Here is a 17,500-nt window from a genome sequence, read left to right on the forward strand (position 1 = left end):
GCGCGGATGGAGCCACAGCGGTCGAAGCCGGTGCCGGCGGGCCGTCCTTGCCGACGGTGACGCGAATACCGTCGAGTTCGAGGGTCATCGAAGCCCATCCCGACTCTGTGAAGGTACGGAGAATCTCCTGCACCTCGCGATGGGTCACACGATCCGCCGTGGTCATGACGTGCTCCTCTGGTGTGCGATGGCTGCAAGAAGCACCGGCAGCCGATGGGTTGTGACAACCGCTTCGACCCCGGCGTCGAGGGCTGCCCGGACTCCGTCCGGAGCGCAGAACACCGCTCCACAAACGGTTTTGGTTCCGGGTGGGATGTCGGGTATGTGCTCACCGATCTCTTCGGCTGCAAGGGAGTCGGCATCGAACACCGGCTCCGCCGCCACGTCGGGACCCACTCGCAAAGAGGTGGCACTGCTCGCCCACTCGGTGAGGTGGCGCAGATCCTCGTCCTCACTCTCGTCGACCGCCGAGGTCGGCAGTGAGCCGGCGTAGACCCGGCCGGTGGTCGCATCGACCGTGACGGTGCGGCCGACCAGGCTTGCCACGGAGTCGGTGCCGCAGCCGACGACACAGGGGGTGTCGAGGGCGCGGCTGACGACGGCGGCGTGTGAGGTTGCGCCGCCCTGCTCGGTGACCACCGCGGCGGCCGCGATCATGCCGTGAACGTCGTCGGGGCTGGTCGATTTGCGGACCAGGATGCTTCCCGGGTTCGCCTGTGCCGCTTCGGGAGTGTCCACGACGACACCTGTGGCGACACCCGGGCTGGCGGCCACCCCGGTCACCAGTACCTCTGCGGTGTCGGCGGCACCAGGTGCGATCTCCGGGCGCAGCAGCGTGCGGATCTGCTCTGCGGTGACCCGGGACAGGGCCTCGCCCGGTTCGAGAACACCCTCGTCGACGAGTTCGACGGCGATCCGCACGGCGGCGCGGGCGGTGCGCTTCGCCGGCCGGGACTGCAGCAGGAACAGCTCGCCACTCTGCACGGTGAACTCGACGTCCTGCGCGTCGCGGCCTTCGCGGTCCAGTCGTTCTGCGGCGTCGAGCAATTCGGCGTGCACGATCGGCCAGCGCTCTTCCAGGTCGGTCAGGGGTTTCGGGGTGATCCGGCCGGACACGACGTCCTCGCCCTGCCCGCGCTGCAGATATTCGCCGTACGGTTCGCGGGAGCCGTCCACCGGGTTACGGGTGAACAGCACCCCGGTGCCGGAGTCGTCGTCGAGGTTGCCGAACACCATCGCCTGCACGGTGACCGCGGTGCCGAGATCGTCCGGGATGCCGTAGTGCTTGCGGTAGGCGAGGGCACGCCGGGATCGACTCGATGCGAACACCGCGGCCACCGCGGCGCGTAGCTGCTCCCACGGGTCGGCCGGCACGGCGTCACCGACGTCGGAGGAGATCGCTGCCCGGACCGACGCGGTATCGGGCAGGTCTTCGAGTTCCTCGGTGCAGCCGAGGACGAGACGGCCGTAGAAGCCGGTGAAGCGGCGATGCACCTCGGCAGCGAAGTCGCGGTCGCCGCTTTCGGCGGCCAGGGCGGCCTCGACGTCGTCGTTGCAGCCGAGGTCGAGGATGGTGTCCATCATGCCGGGCATGCTGATCGCGGCGCCGGAGCGCACCGACACCAGCAGCGGGCGTTCGGTGCCGCCGAACGTGCGGCCGAGTTGCTTCTCCAGCAAGCGGATTCCGGTGATCAGTTCGTCGGCCAGCCCCTCGGGCAGGCCGCCGTCGGCGAAGTAGGCCGCGCAGGCCGCGGTGGTGACGACGAACGCCGGTGGCACCCGCAGGCCCAGTGACCGCATCCGCCACAGGCTCCATGCCTTCCCGCCGACCAGATCGCGGCTCGGCTCGGCGGCGTTCTCGTCGGGGACGACCAGCCAGCGAAGACCTGTTGCGGTGCTCATTCGGGGCGCTCCCGTCCGGTGAGGCGGAGGATGTGTTCGTGCATCTGGAACCACACGGTGTGGACCGAGTCGACGCGGACGCCGCTGACGTAGTCGGTCTCGCCGCCCTCTGCGCGGATCAGCGCCGCGCCGATCCGGTCGAGGAATCGATCGACCAGCGGGTTCTGCTGGGCCAGGGGCTGAAGGACCTTCTGGGTCTTCTCGTGCACGCGGCCGAGCTTCTCGACGATCCTGGCGTCGTAGTCGGCGTCGGCGTGATCGTTGCTGACGCGGGCGCCGTCGACCTCGATGGTCTGCCAATCGGTGGTCAGGGTGAGGACCTGCTTGTTGACACCGGTCTCGAAGGAGTCCATCGCGTCGGTGACGGCCGGGTCCGCGCGCAGACCGGCGAAGGCGCGGAGGTACACATCGTCGAGGAACTCGCGGCCGGCCGGGGTGATCATGTAGTTGCCGCGTGCGGCCATCACCGCCCCATCCGCGACGGCCTTCTCCAGCGCCGCCTCGACGTCGGCGATCGGGAGGGCGTTGATCTCGGCGAGCTGCTCGGCGGATCCGAGCTGACGCAGGGTCAGGGTGTGAACGGTGAGTTCGTTGGGGTCGAGCATGATGGGTCCTTTCGGTGTCGGGGTCACACCTGCGCGGCGACCATGCGGTCGCGCACTTCGCGGCGCAGGGATTTCCCGACCGGACTGGTAGGGATGTTCGGCCAGATCTCCAGGGAACGAGGTCGTTTGAAACCGGCCAGTCGATCGGCGCAGAACTCGAGGATCTCGTCGGGCTCGGCGGTGGAGCGGGTGACGACAGCGGCGGCGACCCGTTCGCCCCACTTGTCGTCGGGCAGGCCCACCACGGCGGCCTCGACGACCGCCGGGTGAGTCAGCAGGGCGTCTTCGACCTCGCGGGGGTAGACGTTGAAGCCGCCCGAGATGATGACGTCGTGCCTGCGGTCGAGCAGGTGCAGGTACCCGTCGTCGTCCCAGCGTCCGATGTCGCCGGTGTGCAACCAGCCGTCCGGTTCGATCGTCTCGGCGGTGGCGTCCGGGCGACGCCAGTACCGGCTCATCGTGTGCGGCCCCCGGGTCAGGACCTCCCCGACCTCGTCGGGTCCGAGCACCGTGCCGTCGGCGGCCCGGACCTGCACCTCGACGAAGGTGTAGGGCTTACCGGCGGAGGTCAGCCGTTCCGGTGTGTGCTCCCACGGCTGCAGGCAGGTGATCGCCAGCGGCGCCTCCGCCTGACCGTAGAGCTGCGCGAAAACCGGTCCGAGGATGTCGATTCCGCGTTGGAGCACACTGGTCGCGATCGGGGCTCCGCCGTAGCACAAGCGCTCGAGGGCGAGATCCGCTGTTGCCGTGGCGGGATCCTCGAGCAGCATCGCGATCATCGTCGGCACCATGAACGTCGACGTGGCCCGATACTTCTGCGCGGCCTCGAGGAAGGCGCCGGGCGAGAACTTCGACACGATGACGTTCGGTGCGCCCTTGACCAGGTGCGGCAGGAAGAACGCGCCGCTGCCGTGGGTGATCGGGGCGGCATGCAGCATCACCGAGTCCGGTCGGAGGTTGGGCAGCAGGTCGACCAGGAAATTCGCCACTTCGGCAAGCTCGCTGCGCGTGGTGAGGACCACCGCCTTGGGCTTGCCGGTCGTGCCGCCGGTGTAGGCCAACCGCAGCGGTTCGTCCTGGTCGCGCCGGACGTCACACGGGCCGTCGGGCGCGCCGGCGACGAGTCCGGGCAGCTCGTCGGCTGTGATCATCAACTCGACCCGGGCAGGGGGATCCCCTGCGTAGACCAGGGCTCGCGCCTGTGAATCCTCGACTTTGTAGGTGTGCTCGTGGGCCGTCTCGCGCACGTTGAGCGGGACCCGGACCAGTCCGGCCTTCGCGAGCGCGTAATAGACGACGACGCCGTCGATCCCGTTCGGCATGAGCACCGCGACACGGTCACCGGCATCGAGGCCGCGGGCCAGCAGTGCGTGGCCGAGCCGGTCGGTGAGTTCGTCGAACTCGGCGAAGCTGACCACTCGGTCGCCGTCGATCAGCGCGGGCGCGGCACCGTACTGCCGCCCGGCGCGGCGGATCAGGTCACCGATCTGCATCGCCAGACCCCTTCGTGTCGTCGGTGGCGGGCAGGTCGGCCCGACGCAGCCCGGATCCGCGGCCCTCGATGTTCCGTGAGCCTCGCTGCGCGAGGCGGTACAACTCGTCCGCCTGCGGGGTCCCGTGGTTCCACTTCACCCATTCCTCGTCGAGGTAGCGGTTGCCGCCGTCGAGCACGGCGGGGGTGAATCCCTTTGCGCGCGTGTTGTAGTCGTCGATGTCGATGCGTCCGGCGCTGGTGGCCCACAAGCCGGACTTGCCGGGCAGGCTCGACGAGCCGGTGAACCGGTCACCTGCGGTCGGTGCGTAGTCGTCGTCGGTGAGCACCGAGTAGGGGATGCTGGTGAGCATGTTGCGGTTCAGGTCGGAGTAGCGGGCCATGGTGTACTCGTTGCTCGTCTGGTGGGGCAATCCCAGCAGGCCCACCATCTCGCCGAGGTTGTCGCGTCCGTATTCGTCGTTGAGCAGGGGCTTGAACCGCTGCACTCGTTCGTCGACCTGGAACCAGTCGTCCTGCCGGTAGGTTCCGGCGAGATGAGCGAAGTCCTTGCCGACCGAGGAGTAGACCAGGGCGCCGGCGTCGATCATCTGCTCGCGTGACCAGGTCGCGATCCGCTTCCACAGGTCGGTGGTCGCCTCGTTGAGGATCTCCCGGTACTGCTCCATGGTGTCGGCCAGTGTGTCGGCGTTGTCCATGCCGACCGGAATGTATCCGTCGGTCAACGCATCCGAGGTGTACATCCCGACCGCTTCGATGTTGGCGGCGTTGTATCCGGGTTCGGCCTCGAAGGACGCCCAGTCGTCCATCAAGTGGAAGTTGGTGCCCTTGAAGACGATCGGGATCGTGAGGTTGTTGAACGGCAATTGGGTGGCGATGCCGTCGAGCCACGGGTAATCGCCTTCGGTGAGGTCGAAGAAGTCCCGCATGATCATCTGCCGGTTGTTGCCGAAGTCGTAGGGGCCGCTGTTGTGCAGACCGATGCGGCACTCGCAGTGCGCGAGGAACGCGTACTGCGACAGTTGGGCGACGAGTTTGGTTGCGGCGGTGTGTAGGCGGTCACCGGGCACCACACCGTGCAGATCGGACTCGAAGACCTGCAGGGTGCGTTCGGGCAGGAACTGGCTGCGGTCGCCGAATTCCTTGTTCGTCAGGTGTCCGTCGTTGCGGTGGTAGGCCAGATTGAACCGCCGGGAGAAGTCGAGCACGTCGACGACGTCGTCGACCGCGTCGGTGGGCCGCAGCAGGCCCCAGTTCATCAGCATCTCGCGGCCGATGAGGTAGAACGCGGGCATGCCCCACGCCGCGTTGACCGTGTCCACCTTCAGGCTGACCTCGCGGGCGCGGTCTCCGAGTTCCTCGGCGGGCGTCGCCGCGTCGATCTCGCGCAACAGGGTCGGCAACCGGTAGAAGCTGTTGAGATAGCTCACCAGCATATACGGGTTCATCGGGAACAGCTTCGACTCCTGCACCGTCCGCGTGATGCACAGCCAGTAGGTGGTGTCGGACAGACTCCGGAGGTAGTTGTTGGTCTCCAGCAGGGTCCGGTAGGTCAGATTCGCCATGGTCTCAGCTCTCGCTTTCGATCAGCCAGATCCGGGCATGCCCGGTGTCACCCGTCTCGTATGCATCCGCTGCCGGGGGCGCCGCGGTCACTTCGAGTTCGACCAGGTCGCCGTTCTTCAGGTCGTTGATCTTGCAATTCATCAGCGTGGGGACGTCGTACTCACGGGCGAGGATGCCCAGGTGCGAGCGCACGGTGCCGCCGAGGCAGATGACGCCGGCGAACCCTTCGATGATCGGTGCGGTCAAGGTGCCGCCCGAGTCGTCGATCACGGCGATCGTGCCGGGCGGGATGCCGTCGGCGAGGAATTCCATGACCTGCTCGACGGCGGAGATCAACGCGACCGGTCCGATGACCGTCTGGGACTTCTTGATCACGTTGTCGCCGATACCCACGTGACGGCGACCGTCCGAGTCCCGGTCTTCCGAGAACTCCCGCGCCTCTCGGTCGGTTCGCTTGTACTTGTGCGGCTCGGATTCGAGCGAGACCGTCGCGGAGTACTCGAACCGGTACCCGGAATCCAGGGCCTCCTGCTCGATCGCTCGCGCATCCTCCACCGAGAAGATCTCGAACTGGCGTTCGAACACGCTGTCTTTCCACCGCTCGCCGGTGGCGGAGAATCGTTGTGCCGCCAACGACCGCACAGCGGTGTTGAAGCGGCCCGGCAATGGGAGCATTTCGGTCGATCCCCATTTCGGGGGCGTAACCACGGAGTCGGACATGTCACCTCACGTTTCCTCGGGACGGACGCAGCCGCCTACGCGGCCGGAAACAGGTGGCTACCTGGTATTTTTTTCTCCGGCTTCTTGGCGTTGTGACCTAAAACTAGTTACGCTCCGTGGTGTGACCCAGTCCACGTTGGGGGACACTTCCGGGACAACGCCGAGTGCAAAGTCCTCGTCCCGAAACCGCTCCCCGTTCCGAGCCAACCTGAGCAAGGCCGACTACGAGCGCGCCTTCGACATCCTCGAACAGTGCTCCGGTGCGGCCTGCCTTCCCGACTTCAAGGAACGGGCCGTCGAGGCGATCAGTGAGCATTTCGCCCTGAGACATGTCTCGTTCTTCGCCGGCGCGACCTTCCACACCGTGTTCGAGGACTCGGCACCCCTGACAGCGGGCAAAACCGCCAAGATGCTGCCCGAGTACCAAGACCGGTGGGCCCGCTACGACATCTTCGGCACGCCGGCGGCGATGCGGCAACTCGTCTCCAGCGGGGTGTCGTCATTGGACGAACTGCAGTCGATGGGCCAGTTGCCGGCGGCGGCCGACGCCTACGTCAGATATTTCCTCTCCTCCACGTGGCGCATGCAGACCGCTGCCGCATTGCGCCTGGAGTTGAGCGCGGGACACACGGCACTGCTGGGAATGTTCGACCCGGAGCCCGGCAAGATCGGCACCTCCGAGGCGGCCACGCTGCGCCTGCTGAGTCAGCAGATGTCCGCCATGGCTCGCGGCCTGCCCGCGTCGAAGTCGCAGGCCGCCCTTGCACGGCTCTCCGTGCGGCAGCGGCAGGTCGTCCGGCTCGTCGCGGACGGATTGTCGAATGCGCAGATCGCCGAGATCCTCTCCCTGGCCGAGGACAGCGTGAAGAAGTACGTCACCCGAATCCTCACAACCACAGGTTGCCAGTCACGGATGGAACTGGCGCTGCTGGCGCGGGCGCAGCGGATATGAGAAAGGGGCCGCGGACTATTCGTCCGCGACCCCGTCATGCTCCGGTCAGAGGAAGGACGTCTCCTTCGTCAGCCCGTAGCGGGGATGTTCACCGATCACCATCGATTCGAAGATGCCGTACCCGACGGCGTCGCCTTCGCGGCAACGGATTACGCAGTCCCGCAACTGGTGTACCTCGCGTGCGGTGTCGGAATCGGAGACGTCCGCGTACCGTTCACCGTCGAGGTGTTCGGGTCCCTGCCATTGCCCGTGCCGCTGGCCCTTGAACCCGAAGTACAGTCCCGTGCCGAGGTGGAACCCGGTGTCACTGACGGGTTCGATCTCGAGGGTGCGCGTCTCGCCCCACCCCGCATCAAAGGTCAGGGTCCCACCGAGGAGTCGCCTGTTGTCGGGGTCGTACTTGAGGTCGTCTCTCAATCCTTGCAGCGGGCGCTGGGTTCCGTCGGGAAGATTCTCGAAGCCCGAGAAGTAGGTCACCGCACCGTCGACCCATTGCAGATAGTGGTGGATCTCGTAGCTGGACCCGTCGGGACGCTGCATCCACATCGGACTCCACGTCAGAATGAAGTCGCCATCGAGCCGCTGAGGTTTGAAGACATCCGGTGCGGGCTCACCGACGTCCATCCGCACTCCCCAGGAGTGGTCGCGGAAGCCGAACCACTCCTCGTCCCGGACCTCGATACGCTCGCCGTCGAGCCAGATCTCACCGCTGACCGTCGACGCCTGGTGGTACCGGAGCAGATCGGACTGCACCCGAAATCCCTGCGGCTCACGCTGGGCATCCTTCTGTTCGAGGAACGGCGGCAGCACTCCGGTGACGGTGAGGTCGAATCGCAGTGGGACCACGTCGTTCTCCTGCAGGACCCAGCGCACCTTCCGGAGCGGCTCGATGACCTCGTAGTCCAGCGGTCCGACACCGATTCGCTCGCCGTCGAGGTCGAGTTGGCGACTGGCTCGAACCGTCAGCTGCTCCTTCCCCCGCGAGACGCCGGCGAACATGTCCATCACGTTCCGGTTGTGGTATTTCCCGAGGCCGATGTCGACCTGGATGGACCCGTCACGAGCGAAGAGCGAAGACCAGAGCTTCTCCGTCCAGGACGTGTCGGCATGGCTGATGGTCGCGAAGGTTTCGGGCGTCTGATGACACAACAGCTCGTCGGCGTGGATGAGTTTCTGCATCGATTGGCGCATGTGAGCGCCTCCTCTCGAGTGGTTCAGCGAATGGGTGAGAAGGATCCGGGCATATCGTGTGCCAACAACGCTCCACCGAATATGGCCGCAGCCCGGTCGTCGTCGTCGAACGGATCAGGATAGAGCGCAAGGGTCTTCGGCGACATCGCCCAGTCGACCTGATCCGTCACCCCGGCCTGGGCGGCAAAGGGGCGAAGCCCTGAGGTGTACATGGTGGTGGCGGCCATGATTCGGTCGCTCCGGTCCATGGTGGCGAATTTCTGATACAGGCCCATGTGGCATCGGCTGAGATCCGCCGCAACACCCGGCCAGTCTTCCGGCGCGATCAGCTCACGGGTGCCGTCGGCGCGATACCCGTACACGGCAGCTTCGTCGACCACGGCGAGAAGTTGATCCGATTCGGTGAACGTCGTTCCCCAGTCGTTGATTTCGAATTCGGTGAACTTCGAGCGGTCGAACGTCAGGACCATCGTCAATCCGGTGTACGGCGGGTCCAGATCGTCTGCCCACGGATACGCCCATGCACTGGGGCCGAGGGAGAGGTAGTCCCGCACGATCGTCTGCCGGTTTTTCGTCGGCCGCGGATACGGACCGGAGTCGCAGATGCCGACCCGTGAATCACAGAAGTACAGGAACGAGTATCCCGAGACCGTGGCGTTCAGCCGCTTCAGGCTCTTCGCGGTGGTCGCGTCCAACGCCGTTGCCGCGCCGGCCAGCTCGTCGACGACGGCCGTCGACAGGTACCGGTTGGTGAATCCGGCGTCCTTGTAGTCGAGTGTGCCGTCACCACGATGCGCCAGGGTGAGCCGGCGCCAGAAATCCACGACGGTGCGAATATCGTCCCGATGGTCGCCGGGCTCGATGGTGCCCATCTGTATCAGGCACTCTCGACCGCAGAGAAAGTGGTAGCCGATCATCCAGATCCACAGCGGGCTGACCTTGTTCGGCCCCTCACGCAACCGGCGGCCCAACTCTTCCGCCGGCACAGCCGCGTCGATCACGCGTATCCGATCCACGTAGCTGTGGAAATCCTCGATGACCGACAGCGACATGTAGGGCAGCATCGGGAACAGTTCGGAGGTAAACCCGGATCGGCGGGTCAATTCGGGTTTGAATGCCCGGCCCATGTGCTGGACGAGATCGTCGAGACGGTCGTCGGTGAGTTCCTCGGAGAGGAGTGCCTCGAGCGCAGCGCCCGAGACGTCGACCGTGAAGTCCTTGACCGCGATCTCGTCTCCCACACGCCGGATGTATTCCCACCACGCGGCGCTCACATCCGCGGACCGGTCCGATGTGGTGTCAGGATCCGGGGAAGCAACGACCCCCGTCTGCTCTTCGATACGAAGCGTGATTTCGGTGCCGTCGGGGATGTCCTCGGACAGTTCGGTACCGACCAGACACGGGACCTCGAACTCTCGCGACACGATCGCCAGGTGTGAGCGGAGTGTTCCATCCAGGCAGACGATTCCCCCGAGCCGGCCCAGGATCGGTGACAGGAACGTCGTGCCGCCCGACGCGACCAGAGCGATCGTGGACTCGAGGTCGCTGTCGAGCGAGGCGATCACGTCGTCCGGCGACCGGAAATGGCGCACTGTTCCGGTAACCGGCGCAAAGGCGTACGACGGATTTCCCTTCCCGAGAATTGACATCGCCTAACCTCCCAGCGGACGGAAGCAACCGTCGCGGTCCTGCGGAACGAAGACGCCGCCGATCAACTGCAGCGCGAGGTCGGGATCGCTGAACTTCTGGAAGGATTCGGCGATCCGCGGCGTTATGGCCCAATCGATCTCGTCGTAGCAGCCGGCGAGCCGTGCCCACGCCTTGAGCTTCCACGCGTACATCTCGGTGGCGTACAGGTTGCGTTCCTCGGCATCGGTTTCGGCCAACCGCTGGTACAGCGCTCGGTGCGCCTTGCGGATCGCTTTGGTGGCCTCCTCGACCTCGTCGGCACCGAGTGGGCGGAGGGTGCCGTCGTCGGTGCAGAACACTCGGGTTTCGATGATGTCGGCCTGGTAGTCGCTGGGTGTGAACCAGGCAGTGCCCCACACGTTGTTGTCCATCTTCACCGTGGCGGGCAGTCGGTAGGCGATGACGAAATGATGGTAGGGCAGCGTTTCGCGGATGCCGTCGACCCAGGGGAAGTCTCCGTCACCGTCCGTGCAGGTCTCGCGCAGCGCGAGGAACGTGCCGTCCTCGAGCTGATAGGGCCCGGTGTCGCACACCGCGGTGCGTGCGTCGCAGTTCTCCAGGAATGCGTACGCGGTCAGCCGCGCACCGAATTTGCGAATCCCCGCCTTGACCTCGCCGTCGGCAGGGACCAGATGGGACCGGATCTCCGCCAGCACGTCGTCGTCGATGACATGAGAACTGTTCTCCGGCTCCGCGTCCATGTTGAACAGGACGTTGTCGGTGCGCATCGCAATGGTCGCCTCGCGCCAGAATCGGAGAACCTCGAGCTGATCCTCCAGACCATCCGACAGGGTGCTCTCTCCGAGGTCGACGAACAGCTCACGACCGGTGAGATAGTGCAGCGGGGTGGCCGCGAGGTTGATGAAGCTGCGCTTGTTGCCGATGGGCAGAGCCTTGCGCACCAGTTCGGTGGGGGTGGCGTGCTGCCGGATGGTGCGGATGCGCTCCGGCACCCTGAGGTAGTCCTCCATCATCGACATCAGGATGTAGGTGTTCATGCCGAACAGTTCCGACTCGAACACGGTCCGCGCGGACAGTTCGGACTTGTAGGCCGCACCCGCGGCGTGCACGAGCCAGTTCCATTCCTCGAGTGTGGGCTCGTAGGCCGGGTCCGTGTACAGAGCCTCCACGTTCACGGGAGTGGTCAGTTGCGCGGTCACGCCGTCACTGCCCCTGCAGCGACAGCAACGCGTGCGGTCTCGGTATCGGACAGGTCCAGCACCACGGTGTCGCCGTCTGCGATGGTTCCGATCAGTTCGGCGGCGAGCACGCAGGGCACGTCCGACTCTCGCGACAGGATCGCGAGGTGCGATTCCCGGCTGCCGGCTGTACAGACGATCGCGCGCAGATCGGGCAGGATCGGCGACAGGAAGGTCATCCCGCCCTTACTGACGAACGCGATCGTGTCCTCGAGATCTTCGTCGTCGATCGACAGCACGTCGGCCGTGTCGTTGAACCACCTCGCGGTACCGCGAACCTCCCCTGCGGTGAATAGGTTGACACCGGTCCCGACCTCGTTCAGGTCTCCGCTCATCACATACTCCGTTCGGCCCATTCGTGGGCGTGGGATTGTCTTGAACACGCACTTTCGTCGGTGTCAGGAAGGCTACGAGTGGCTGTGTCGTGCGCCACAGTCCACTTTGGGGGACAGTCTCGATACCGGTCACAGCGGCGGCACGCACACCGAATTCCTCCCAGTTGCGGCCGATGGTCGAAAATGGATCCATGGCAGGGGAAGCAACGGAAATCGTTCTGAGCAATCAGGATCTTCGTGAGGTCACCGCGTTCGCCGCGGGGTGCGCGGAGGGGGTACTCGAGATATTCGAGGCCGATCAGCCGGACGACGCACGGCCTCGCGACGCGATCACTACCGCGTGGGAGTTCGCTCGGGGTGGTGAGCGCGGGAAACCTCTGCGCGACGCAGCGTGGGCGGCGCTCGCGGCTGCCAAGGACACAGACACCGAGGCCGCGCGCGAGGCGGCGTGGGCGGCGATGACCGCGGCTGGCGCCGCCTACCTGCATCCCTTGGCGAAGGCCACCCAGGTCAAGCACATACTCGGAGCGGCCGCGTACGCGGCGAGAGCGGCCGAACTCGTCGCCGGGGACGATCCGACCGTCGGCGCCGAACACGTCGAGCAAGCGGTCCAGCGTGCGACACCAGTCGTCGTCGACGTACTCGGACGCTTTCCGGTGGCACCGGGTGGCGGCGGACGGGTCGGCGAGTTGATCCGCATGCTGGACGCCGCCCTTCGGCAGTGACAGACGCGGCGGATCTCCGACAAAGCGTGTAATTCATCAACCGTTGACCCAGGCCATTCGGCGTGCCTAGCATCGAATATGCGCGCCATGATTCTCAAGGAATTTCGCGAACTTCGGCGGGACCCCCGCACATTGGCGATGTTGATCGCGCTGCCTCTTCTCCTGCTCGTCATCTTCGGCTACGCGGCCAACTTCTATGTGTCCTCCGTCGAGACGGCAGTCATGGGTCCCTCGGCTCAGCAGGTGAGCACGTCGTTGCCGCCGTTCTTCGACGTGACGCAGACAGACGTCGGCGGCTCGACCACCCAGGCGACGGATCTGTTGCGGGAGAACAAAGTCGACGTCGTCGTGGTGACCGGCTCGACCCCGGCCGAGCAGTCGACGGCACTGGTGGACGGCTCGAATCTGTTCGCTGCCCAGTCGACGGTGTCGATCCTGAACAAACTCGGCGACCAGGTCCGCACCGAGGTGTTGTTCAATCCCGACCTGAAGACGTCGTGGGTGATGGTGCCGGCGATCATCGGCCTGATCCTCACTTTCATCGGCACGATCGTCACCAGCATCGGTCTGGTCCGGGAACGCGAGGCCGGGACCCTCGAACAACTGGCGGTCATGCCGATCCGGCCGAGTCAGGTGATCCTGGGCAAGATCGTGCCCTATTTTCTGCTCGCCGCACTGGACATGACCGTCGTGACGGTGCTGGGCATGGTGCTGTTCGGGGTGCCGTTCAACGGCAATGTACTGGTGTTCGCGCTGGGCGCCGCGCTCTTCCTGTTCGTCGTCCTCGGTCTCGGTGTGCTGATATCGACGATCTCGCAGACCACCGGACAAGCGATCCAAACGGCATTCCTGTTCCTGATGCCACAGATTTTGTTGTCCGGCATGATTTTTCCGCTCGATGCAATGGCGGCAGGGGTTCGCTGGATCGGCTATCTGCTTCCGCTGACCTATTTCACGATGATCTCGCAGGGCGTGATGTTGCGTGATGCGCCGATCTCGTCGTTGTGGTTGCCGCTGGTCGTGTTGGCCGTGATGGCGATCGTGGTCTTCACCGGGTCGACGCTTCGTTTCCGGCGAGATCTCGCGCCGGACGTCTCGAAGGCGAGTAAGCCCGAGGGGTCGAAATCGGTCGATCCGACCGGTGCGGACGCCTCGTGATCGCCGCGACCGAGTCCGTCGTCGTCCGGTTCGGCGACCGGACAGCCCTCGACGGAGTGAGCATCGACGTGCCTGCCGGCCAGGTGGTGGCCTTGGTCGGAGGAGACGGGGCGGGAAAGTCGACCCTGTTGCGGACGTTCGTCGGGGAGGTCCTCCCCGACAGTGGGACCGTCCACGCCCCCGGCAAGCACGAAATCGGGTTCCTCTGCGCGGGCCCGGGGAGCTGGGCGGCCTTGACGGTCCGGCAGAACATGGATTTCGTCGGCGGCATCTATGGCCTGAGCGGCAACGAATTGGCCGAGCGGCGCGAGGAACTCATCGACCGGGCCGGGCTGGGTGATGCGGCGGACCGACTCGCCTCGGCGTTGTCCGGAGGGATGCGGCGCAAACTGGGCACGGCGATGGCCATGCTGCACCGACCCAAGATGCTGATCCTCGACGAACCGAGCACCGGCGTCGACCCCGTGAGCCGCATCGACCTGTGGCGATTGATCTCGGAAGCCGCCGCTGACGGGGCAGCAGTGGTGATGTCGACGACATACCTCGACGAGGCCGAGCGAGCCGGGCATCTCGTCGTCCTCGACTCCGGCCGGATCCTGACCCAGGGCTCCTACGACGAGGTGCGCGCCGGATTCACCGGCGCCATCACCTCGGCAGCGGATCCGGTACGACCGGAGTGGTCGTGGCGCCGCGGCCGGGAGCGTCACGAGTACTGGGAGGACGGACACCCCGGCACCGACGCCGCGACCATCACGCCAGACCTCGAAGACATCGTCATCGCGTTGTCGCTGACACGTCGGCGGGAGGTCGGGGCATCATGACCGGTGAGGTACTACGGGCACGCTCGGTGACCCGGAAGTTCGGTGACTTCACTGCCGTCGACTCGATGTCGATGACCGTCGCCCCCGGAGAGGTGGTCGGTCTTCTCGGCGCCAACGGTGCCGGGAAGACCACGCTGATCCGGATGCTCCTGGGTTTGCTCGCCGCGACGAAAGGTGCGGTCGAGTTGCTCGGCGGTCCACCGGACCGAAAGCGCCGGGCGCGCATGGGTTACGTGCCCCAGAACCTCGGTCTCTACCGCGATCTGACCGTCGAAGAGAACCTGGCCTTCAGCGCGGAGGCCTACGGTGTCCCCGTGCCCGGTGTTCCTGCCGAACTCCACGACGCGCGCAACACCCTCGTCCGCGAACTGGCCCTGGGCTCGCAACGACAGGTGGCGTTCGTCGTGGCCCTGGCACACGAACCCAACGTGCTGGTGTTGGACGAGCCGACCTCCGGCGTGGACGCACTGTCCCGGGCAAGACTGTGGGACACGATCCGGCAGCAGGCCGACAACGGCGTCGGCGTCCTGGTGACCACCCATTACATGGAAGAAGCGCAGCAGTGTGATCGCCTGTTGCTGATGTCGTCCGGGCAACTCGTCGGCGCCGGAAGCGAGGACGACATCATCGGCGACACCCGCGCGGTCGCGGTGCACACTCCGGAATGGGCGCAGGCATTCGCGGCACTGAACGATGCCGGAATCCCCGTGATCCTGGACGGCCGTGCGATCCGAGTTCCGGACACGGATCCGGCGACGATCGATTCCGTACTGGACTCAGCCGGCATCGCCGCCGACATCCGGCCCGTGCGCGCCACCATCGAAGAGCGCATGCTGGTCCTCGCGCGTGCCGGAGCACATGGATAGTCGCGCTCCCGGCCGGCCGAAGGTCGTTGCCGACTCCGCCGACAAGCGCGACACCATTCTGCGGTCGGCACGAGAGCTGTTCTCCGATCGCGGCTTCGACCGAACGACCATGCGCGCCATCGCCAAAGAGGCCGGAGTCGACCCGGCGCTCATCCATCACTACTTCGGCAACAAGAACGCGCTGCTGGTGGCCGCCCTGCAGCCGGAGGTCGACGCGAAGACCGTATTCTCCGGAATCACCCCCGAGACCGACGCGCCCGGTGAGATCTTCGTCCGACGCGTACTCGAATTCTGGGAGACGAACCCACAGCAGCGAGCACGGGCAATCGCGCTGCTGCGAGTCGCCGTCACGCACGACGAGATCGCCATGCGAGTACGAGATTTCTTCCTCGGACTCGTGCAGCGCGCACTCGGCGATGTCGTCCGCAGCGATCACCAGGACGAGCGCTACGCACTGGTGGTCAGCCAAACGGCCGGGCTGGCGATATCGAAGTACATCCTCCTGCTACCCGACGTCGCCAACGCCTCCATAGAGATTCTCGCTCAGCGAGTGGGGCCGAACATCGACAACTACCTATTCAGCAACTTCGACGGGTAACGAGTGACCGCTCCCGCGGTGTTCGATCTCCGCCGCGGGCTCTTTCGCTGCTTCTTCCCGGTCGATGCGGGCGAACACGAGGTGCAAACACCGCGATCGCCCGCACCTCGTCGACTGGCGTGGCCGCGGGCAGGCTGGATACTCGATTCCGACGGCCTGTGACCCTCGTACACGGACGCAGCCGTCTACCTGGAACAACTTTTCATTAGATGATTTTGCATCCGTGACTCGATCGCCGGGAATCTCCGAAGCTCGGGTAATTGTGGCAATTCCTTGCACGAGGTCGCGTAGACGGCCTACCGGTTCCGCCATCCAGGCAATCAAGTCCGGGCGGTCTGACGTCGCGTAACTTGCTGTGTGCACCTAGTTCTGCATGAAAGAGGCGATCCCGAACCGAGTCCGTTGAGACCCGCCCTCTGCAACTCCTCAACCCGGGTCATTGACAGACATCGGACATGGGGCGTTACACTGCTCACACTTTGAATCGATTTATTCATCTGATGAAAGTGACCTAATGCGGAACTTCAGCGATATCGCGGGATTGCTCGCGGACCAGGCCATCGAGCTCCCCTCGTGGGCGTTCGGTAACTCCGGCACCCGCTTCAAGGTGTTCAGCACCGCCGGGGTGCCCCGCGACCCCTACGAGAAGATCGCCGATGCGGCGAAGGTGCACGAGCTGACCGGGCTGGCGCCGTCGGTGGCCCTGCACATCCCGTGGGACCTGGTGGACGACTTCGACAAACTGGGCACGCACGCGGCGAACCTCGGGGTGCGGCTGGGCACGATCAACACCAACACGTTCCAGGACGAGGACTACAAGTTCGGCAGCCTCACCCACGTCGACGACAAGGTCCGCGCGAAGGCGATCGCGCACATGCACGAGTGCATCGACATCATGGACGTCACCGGCAGCCGGGACCTGAAGATCTGGCTCCCGGACGGCACCAACTACCCCGGCCAGGGTGATCTGCGTGGTCGCCAGGACCGGCTGGCCGACTCGCTGCGGCAGGTGTACGCGCGCCTCGGTGAGCAGCAGCGACTGGTGCTCGAATACAAGTTCTTCGAGCCCGCCTTCTACGCCACCGACGTCCCGGACTGGGGCACCTCGTACGCGCACTGCGTCGCGCTCGGCGAACGGGCCCTGGTGTGCCTGGACACCGGCCATCATGCGCCGGGCACCAACATCGAGTTCATCGTCGCCCAGTTGCTGCGCCTGGGCCGGCTCGGCTCGTTCGACTTCAACTCCCGCTTCTACGCCGACGACGACCTGATCGTGGGCGCGGCGGACCCGTTCCAGCTCTTCCGCATCATGTTCGAGGTCGTCCGCGGCGGCGGGTACGGACCCGGCAGCGGCGTGGCGTTCATGCTCGATCAGTGCCACAACGTGGAGGAGAAGATCCCCGGGCAGATCCGCTCGGTCCTGAACGTGCAGGAGATGACCGCCCGCGCCCTGCTCGTCGACCGCGACGCGCTGGCCGAGGCCGAACGCGACGGCGACGTCCTCGGCGCCAACGAGGTGTTCATGGACGCCTTCTACACCGATGTCCGCTCGGACCTGACCGACTGGCGCAGCTCGCGCGGTCTGCCCGCGAATCCGATGCGGGCCTTCCGCGACAGCGGGTACGCAGACCACATCGCCGCCGAACGAGTCGGTGGCACCCAAGCCGGATGGGGAGCCTGA

At 65.6% G+C, this 17,500-nt stretch carries 16 protein-coding genes; 7 read left to right on the top strand and 9 right to left on the bottom strand.

Annotated elements, in window-relative coordinates:
- Positions 1–162 precede the first annotated feature (162 nt).
- The 5 genes from JWS14_RS17310 to JWS14_RS17330 are packed head-to-tail and all read right to left on the bottom strand — an operon-like array spanning position 163 to position 6,240.
- On the bottom strand, positions 163–1,902 hold the full coding sequence (locus JWS14_RS17310) for a pyruvate, phosphate dikinase (protein WP_206013901.1): 1,740 nt from the start codon (positions 1,900–1,902) through the stop codon (positions 163–165).
- Positions 1,899–2,507: a hypothetical protein gene (locus JWS14_RS17315; protein WP_206013902.1), complete on the bottom strand. Its 609-nt coding sequence runs from the start codon at positions 2,505–2,507 to the stop codon at positions 1,899–1,901. Before JWS14_RS17315 ends, JWS14_RS17310 begins: the two co-directional genes overlap by 4 nt.
- A gap of 23 nt (positions 2,508–2,530) precedes the next feature.
- Positions 2,531–4,000 carry an AMP-binding protein gene (locus tag JWS14_RS17320; protein ID WP_206013903.1) on the bottom strand — a complete coding sequence of 490 codons (1,470 nt, stop codon included), beginning with the start codon at positions 3,998–4,000 and terminating at the stop codon, positions 2,531–2,533.
- Positions 3,987–5,564, bottom strand: a complete 1,578-nt coding sequence (locus JWS14_RS17325; RefSeq protein WP_206013904.1) for a hypothetical protein — start codon at positions 5,562–5,564, stop codon at positions 3,987–3,989. The genes JWS14_RS17320 and JWS14_RS17325 overlap by 14 nt, the downstream gene beginning before the upstream one ends.
- A gap of 4 nt (positions 5,565–5,568) precedes the next feature.
- Positions 5,569–6,240: a PEP-utilizing enzyme gene (locus JWS14_RS17330; RefSeq protein ID WP_206013905.1), complete on the bottom strand. Its 672-nt coding sequence runs from the start codon at positions 6,238–6,240 to the stop codon at positions 5,569–5,571.
- 166 nt (positions 6,241–6,406) lie between these two features.
- Here JWS14_RS17330 and JWS14_RS17335 point away from each other — a divergent pair, with 166 nt between their 5' ends.
- Positions 6,407–7,237: a helix-turn-helix transcriptional regulator gene (locus JWS14_RS17335; RefSeq protein WP_206013906.1), complete on the top strand. Its 831-nt coding sequence runs from the start codon at positions 6,407–6,409 to the stop codon at positions 7,235–7,237.
- Positions 7,238–7,282: 45 nt separating this feature from the next.
- On the opposite strand, the gene JWS14_RS17340 is transcribed toward JWS14_RS17335, so the two are convergent.
- From JWS14_RS17340 to JWS14_RS17355, 4 genes are read right to left on the bottom strand one after another with little or no spacing between them, the layout of a single operon-like run.
- Complete coding sequence (locus JWS14_RS17340) at positions 7,283–8,428, bottom strand: Rv3169 family protein (RefSeq protein WP_241031381.1); 1,146 nt, start codon at positions 8,426–8,428, stop codon at positions 7,283–7,285.
- Positions 8,429–8,451: 23 nt separating this feature from the next.
- Positions 8,452–10,077: a PEP-utilizing enzyme gene (locus JWS14_RS17345; RefSeq protein WP_206013907.1), complete on the bottom strand. Its 1,626-nt coding sequence runs from the start codon at positions 10,075–10,077 to the stop codon at positions 8,452–8,454.
- A 3-nt stretch (positions 10,078–10,080) separates the two neighbouring features.
- Entirely contained in the window at positions 10,081–11,277 is a 1,197-nt protein-coding gene (locus JWS14_RS17350; RefSeq protein ID WP_072946713.1) for a hypothetical protein, read from the bottom strand.
- Complete coding sequence (locus JWS14_RS17355; RefSeq protein ID WP_206013908.1) at positions 11,274–11,651, bottom strand: PEP-utilizing enzyme; 378 nt, start codon at positions 11,649–11,651, stop codon at positions 11,274–11,276. Before JWS14_RS17355 ends, JWS14_RS17350 begins: the two co-directional genes overlap by 4 nt.
- A 191-nt stretch (positions 11,652–11,842) precedes the next feature.
- Between JWS14_RS17355 and JWS14_RS17360 the strand changes: the two genes are divergently transcribed.
- The 6 genes from JWS14_RS17360 (at position 11,843) to rhaI (ending at position 17,500) form a co-directional block, all read left to right on the top strand.
- A complete protein-coding gene (locus JWS14_RS17360) occupies positions 11,843–12,376 on the top strand; it encodes a putative immunity protein (RefSeq protein ID WP_206013909.1) in 534 nt (177 codons plus the stop codon).
- Between the two features lie 78 nt (positions 12,377–12,454).
- Positions 12,455–13,534, top strand: coding sequence for an ABC transporter permease (locus tag JWS14_RS17365; protein ID WP_206013910.1), 1,080 nt, complete (start codon positions 12,455–12,457; stop codon positions 13,532–13,534).
- Positions 13,531–14,355 carry an ABC transporter ATP-binding protein gene (locus JWS14_RS17370; RefSeq protein ID WP_124391520.1) on the top strand — a complete coding sequence of 275 codons (825 nt, stop codon included), beginning with the start codon at positions 13,531–13,533 and terminating at the stop codon, positions 14,353–14,355. The genes JWS14_RS17365 and JWS14_RS17370 overlap by 4 nt, the downstream gene beginning before the upstream one ends.
- On the top strand, positions 14,352–15,221 hold the full coding sequence (locus JWS14_RS17375) for an ABC transporter ATP-binding protein (protein WP_206013911.1): 870 nt from the start codon (positions 14,352–14,354) through the stop codon (positions 15,219–15,221). Before JWS14_RS17370 ends, JWS14_RS17375 begins: the two co-directional genes overlap by 4 nt.
- The gene (locus JWS14_RS17380; protein ID WP_206013912.1) at positions 15,214–15,819 is read left to right on the top strand and encodes a TetR/AcrR family transcriptional regulator; all 606 of its coding nucleotides are present in this window, start codon (positions 15,214–15,216) and stop codon (positions 15,817–15,819) included. Before JWS14_RS17375 ends, JWS14_RS17380 begins: the two co-directional genes overlap by 8 nt.
- A gap of 514 nt (positions 15,820–16,333) precedes the next feature.
- Positions 16,334–17,500, top strand: coding sequence for an L-rhamnose isomerase (rhaI, locus tag JWS14_RS17385; RefSeq protein WP_206013913.1), 1,167 nt, complete (start codon positions 16,334–16,336; stop codon positions 17,498–17,500).

Source organism: Rhodococcus koreensis, assembly GCF_017068375.1.
Taxonomy (GTDB): Bacteria; Actinomycetota; Actinomycetes; order Mycobacteriales; family Mycobacteriaceae; genus Rhodococcus_F; species Rhodococcus_F koreensis.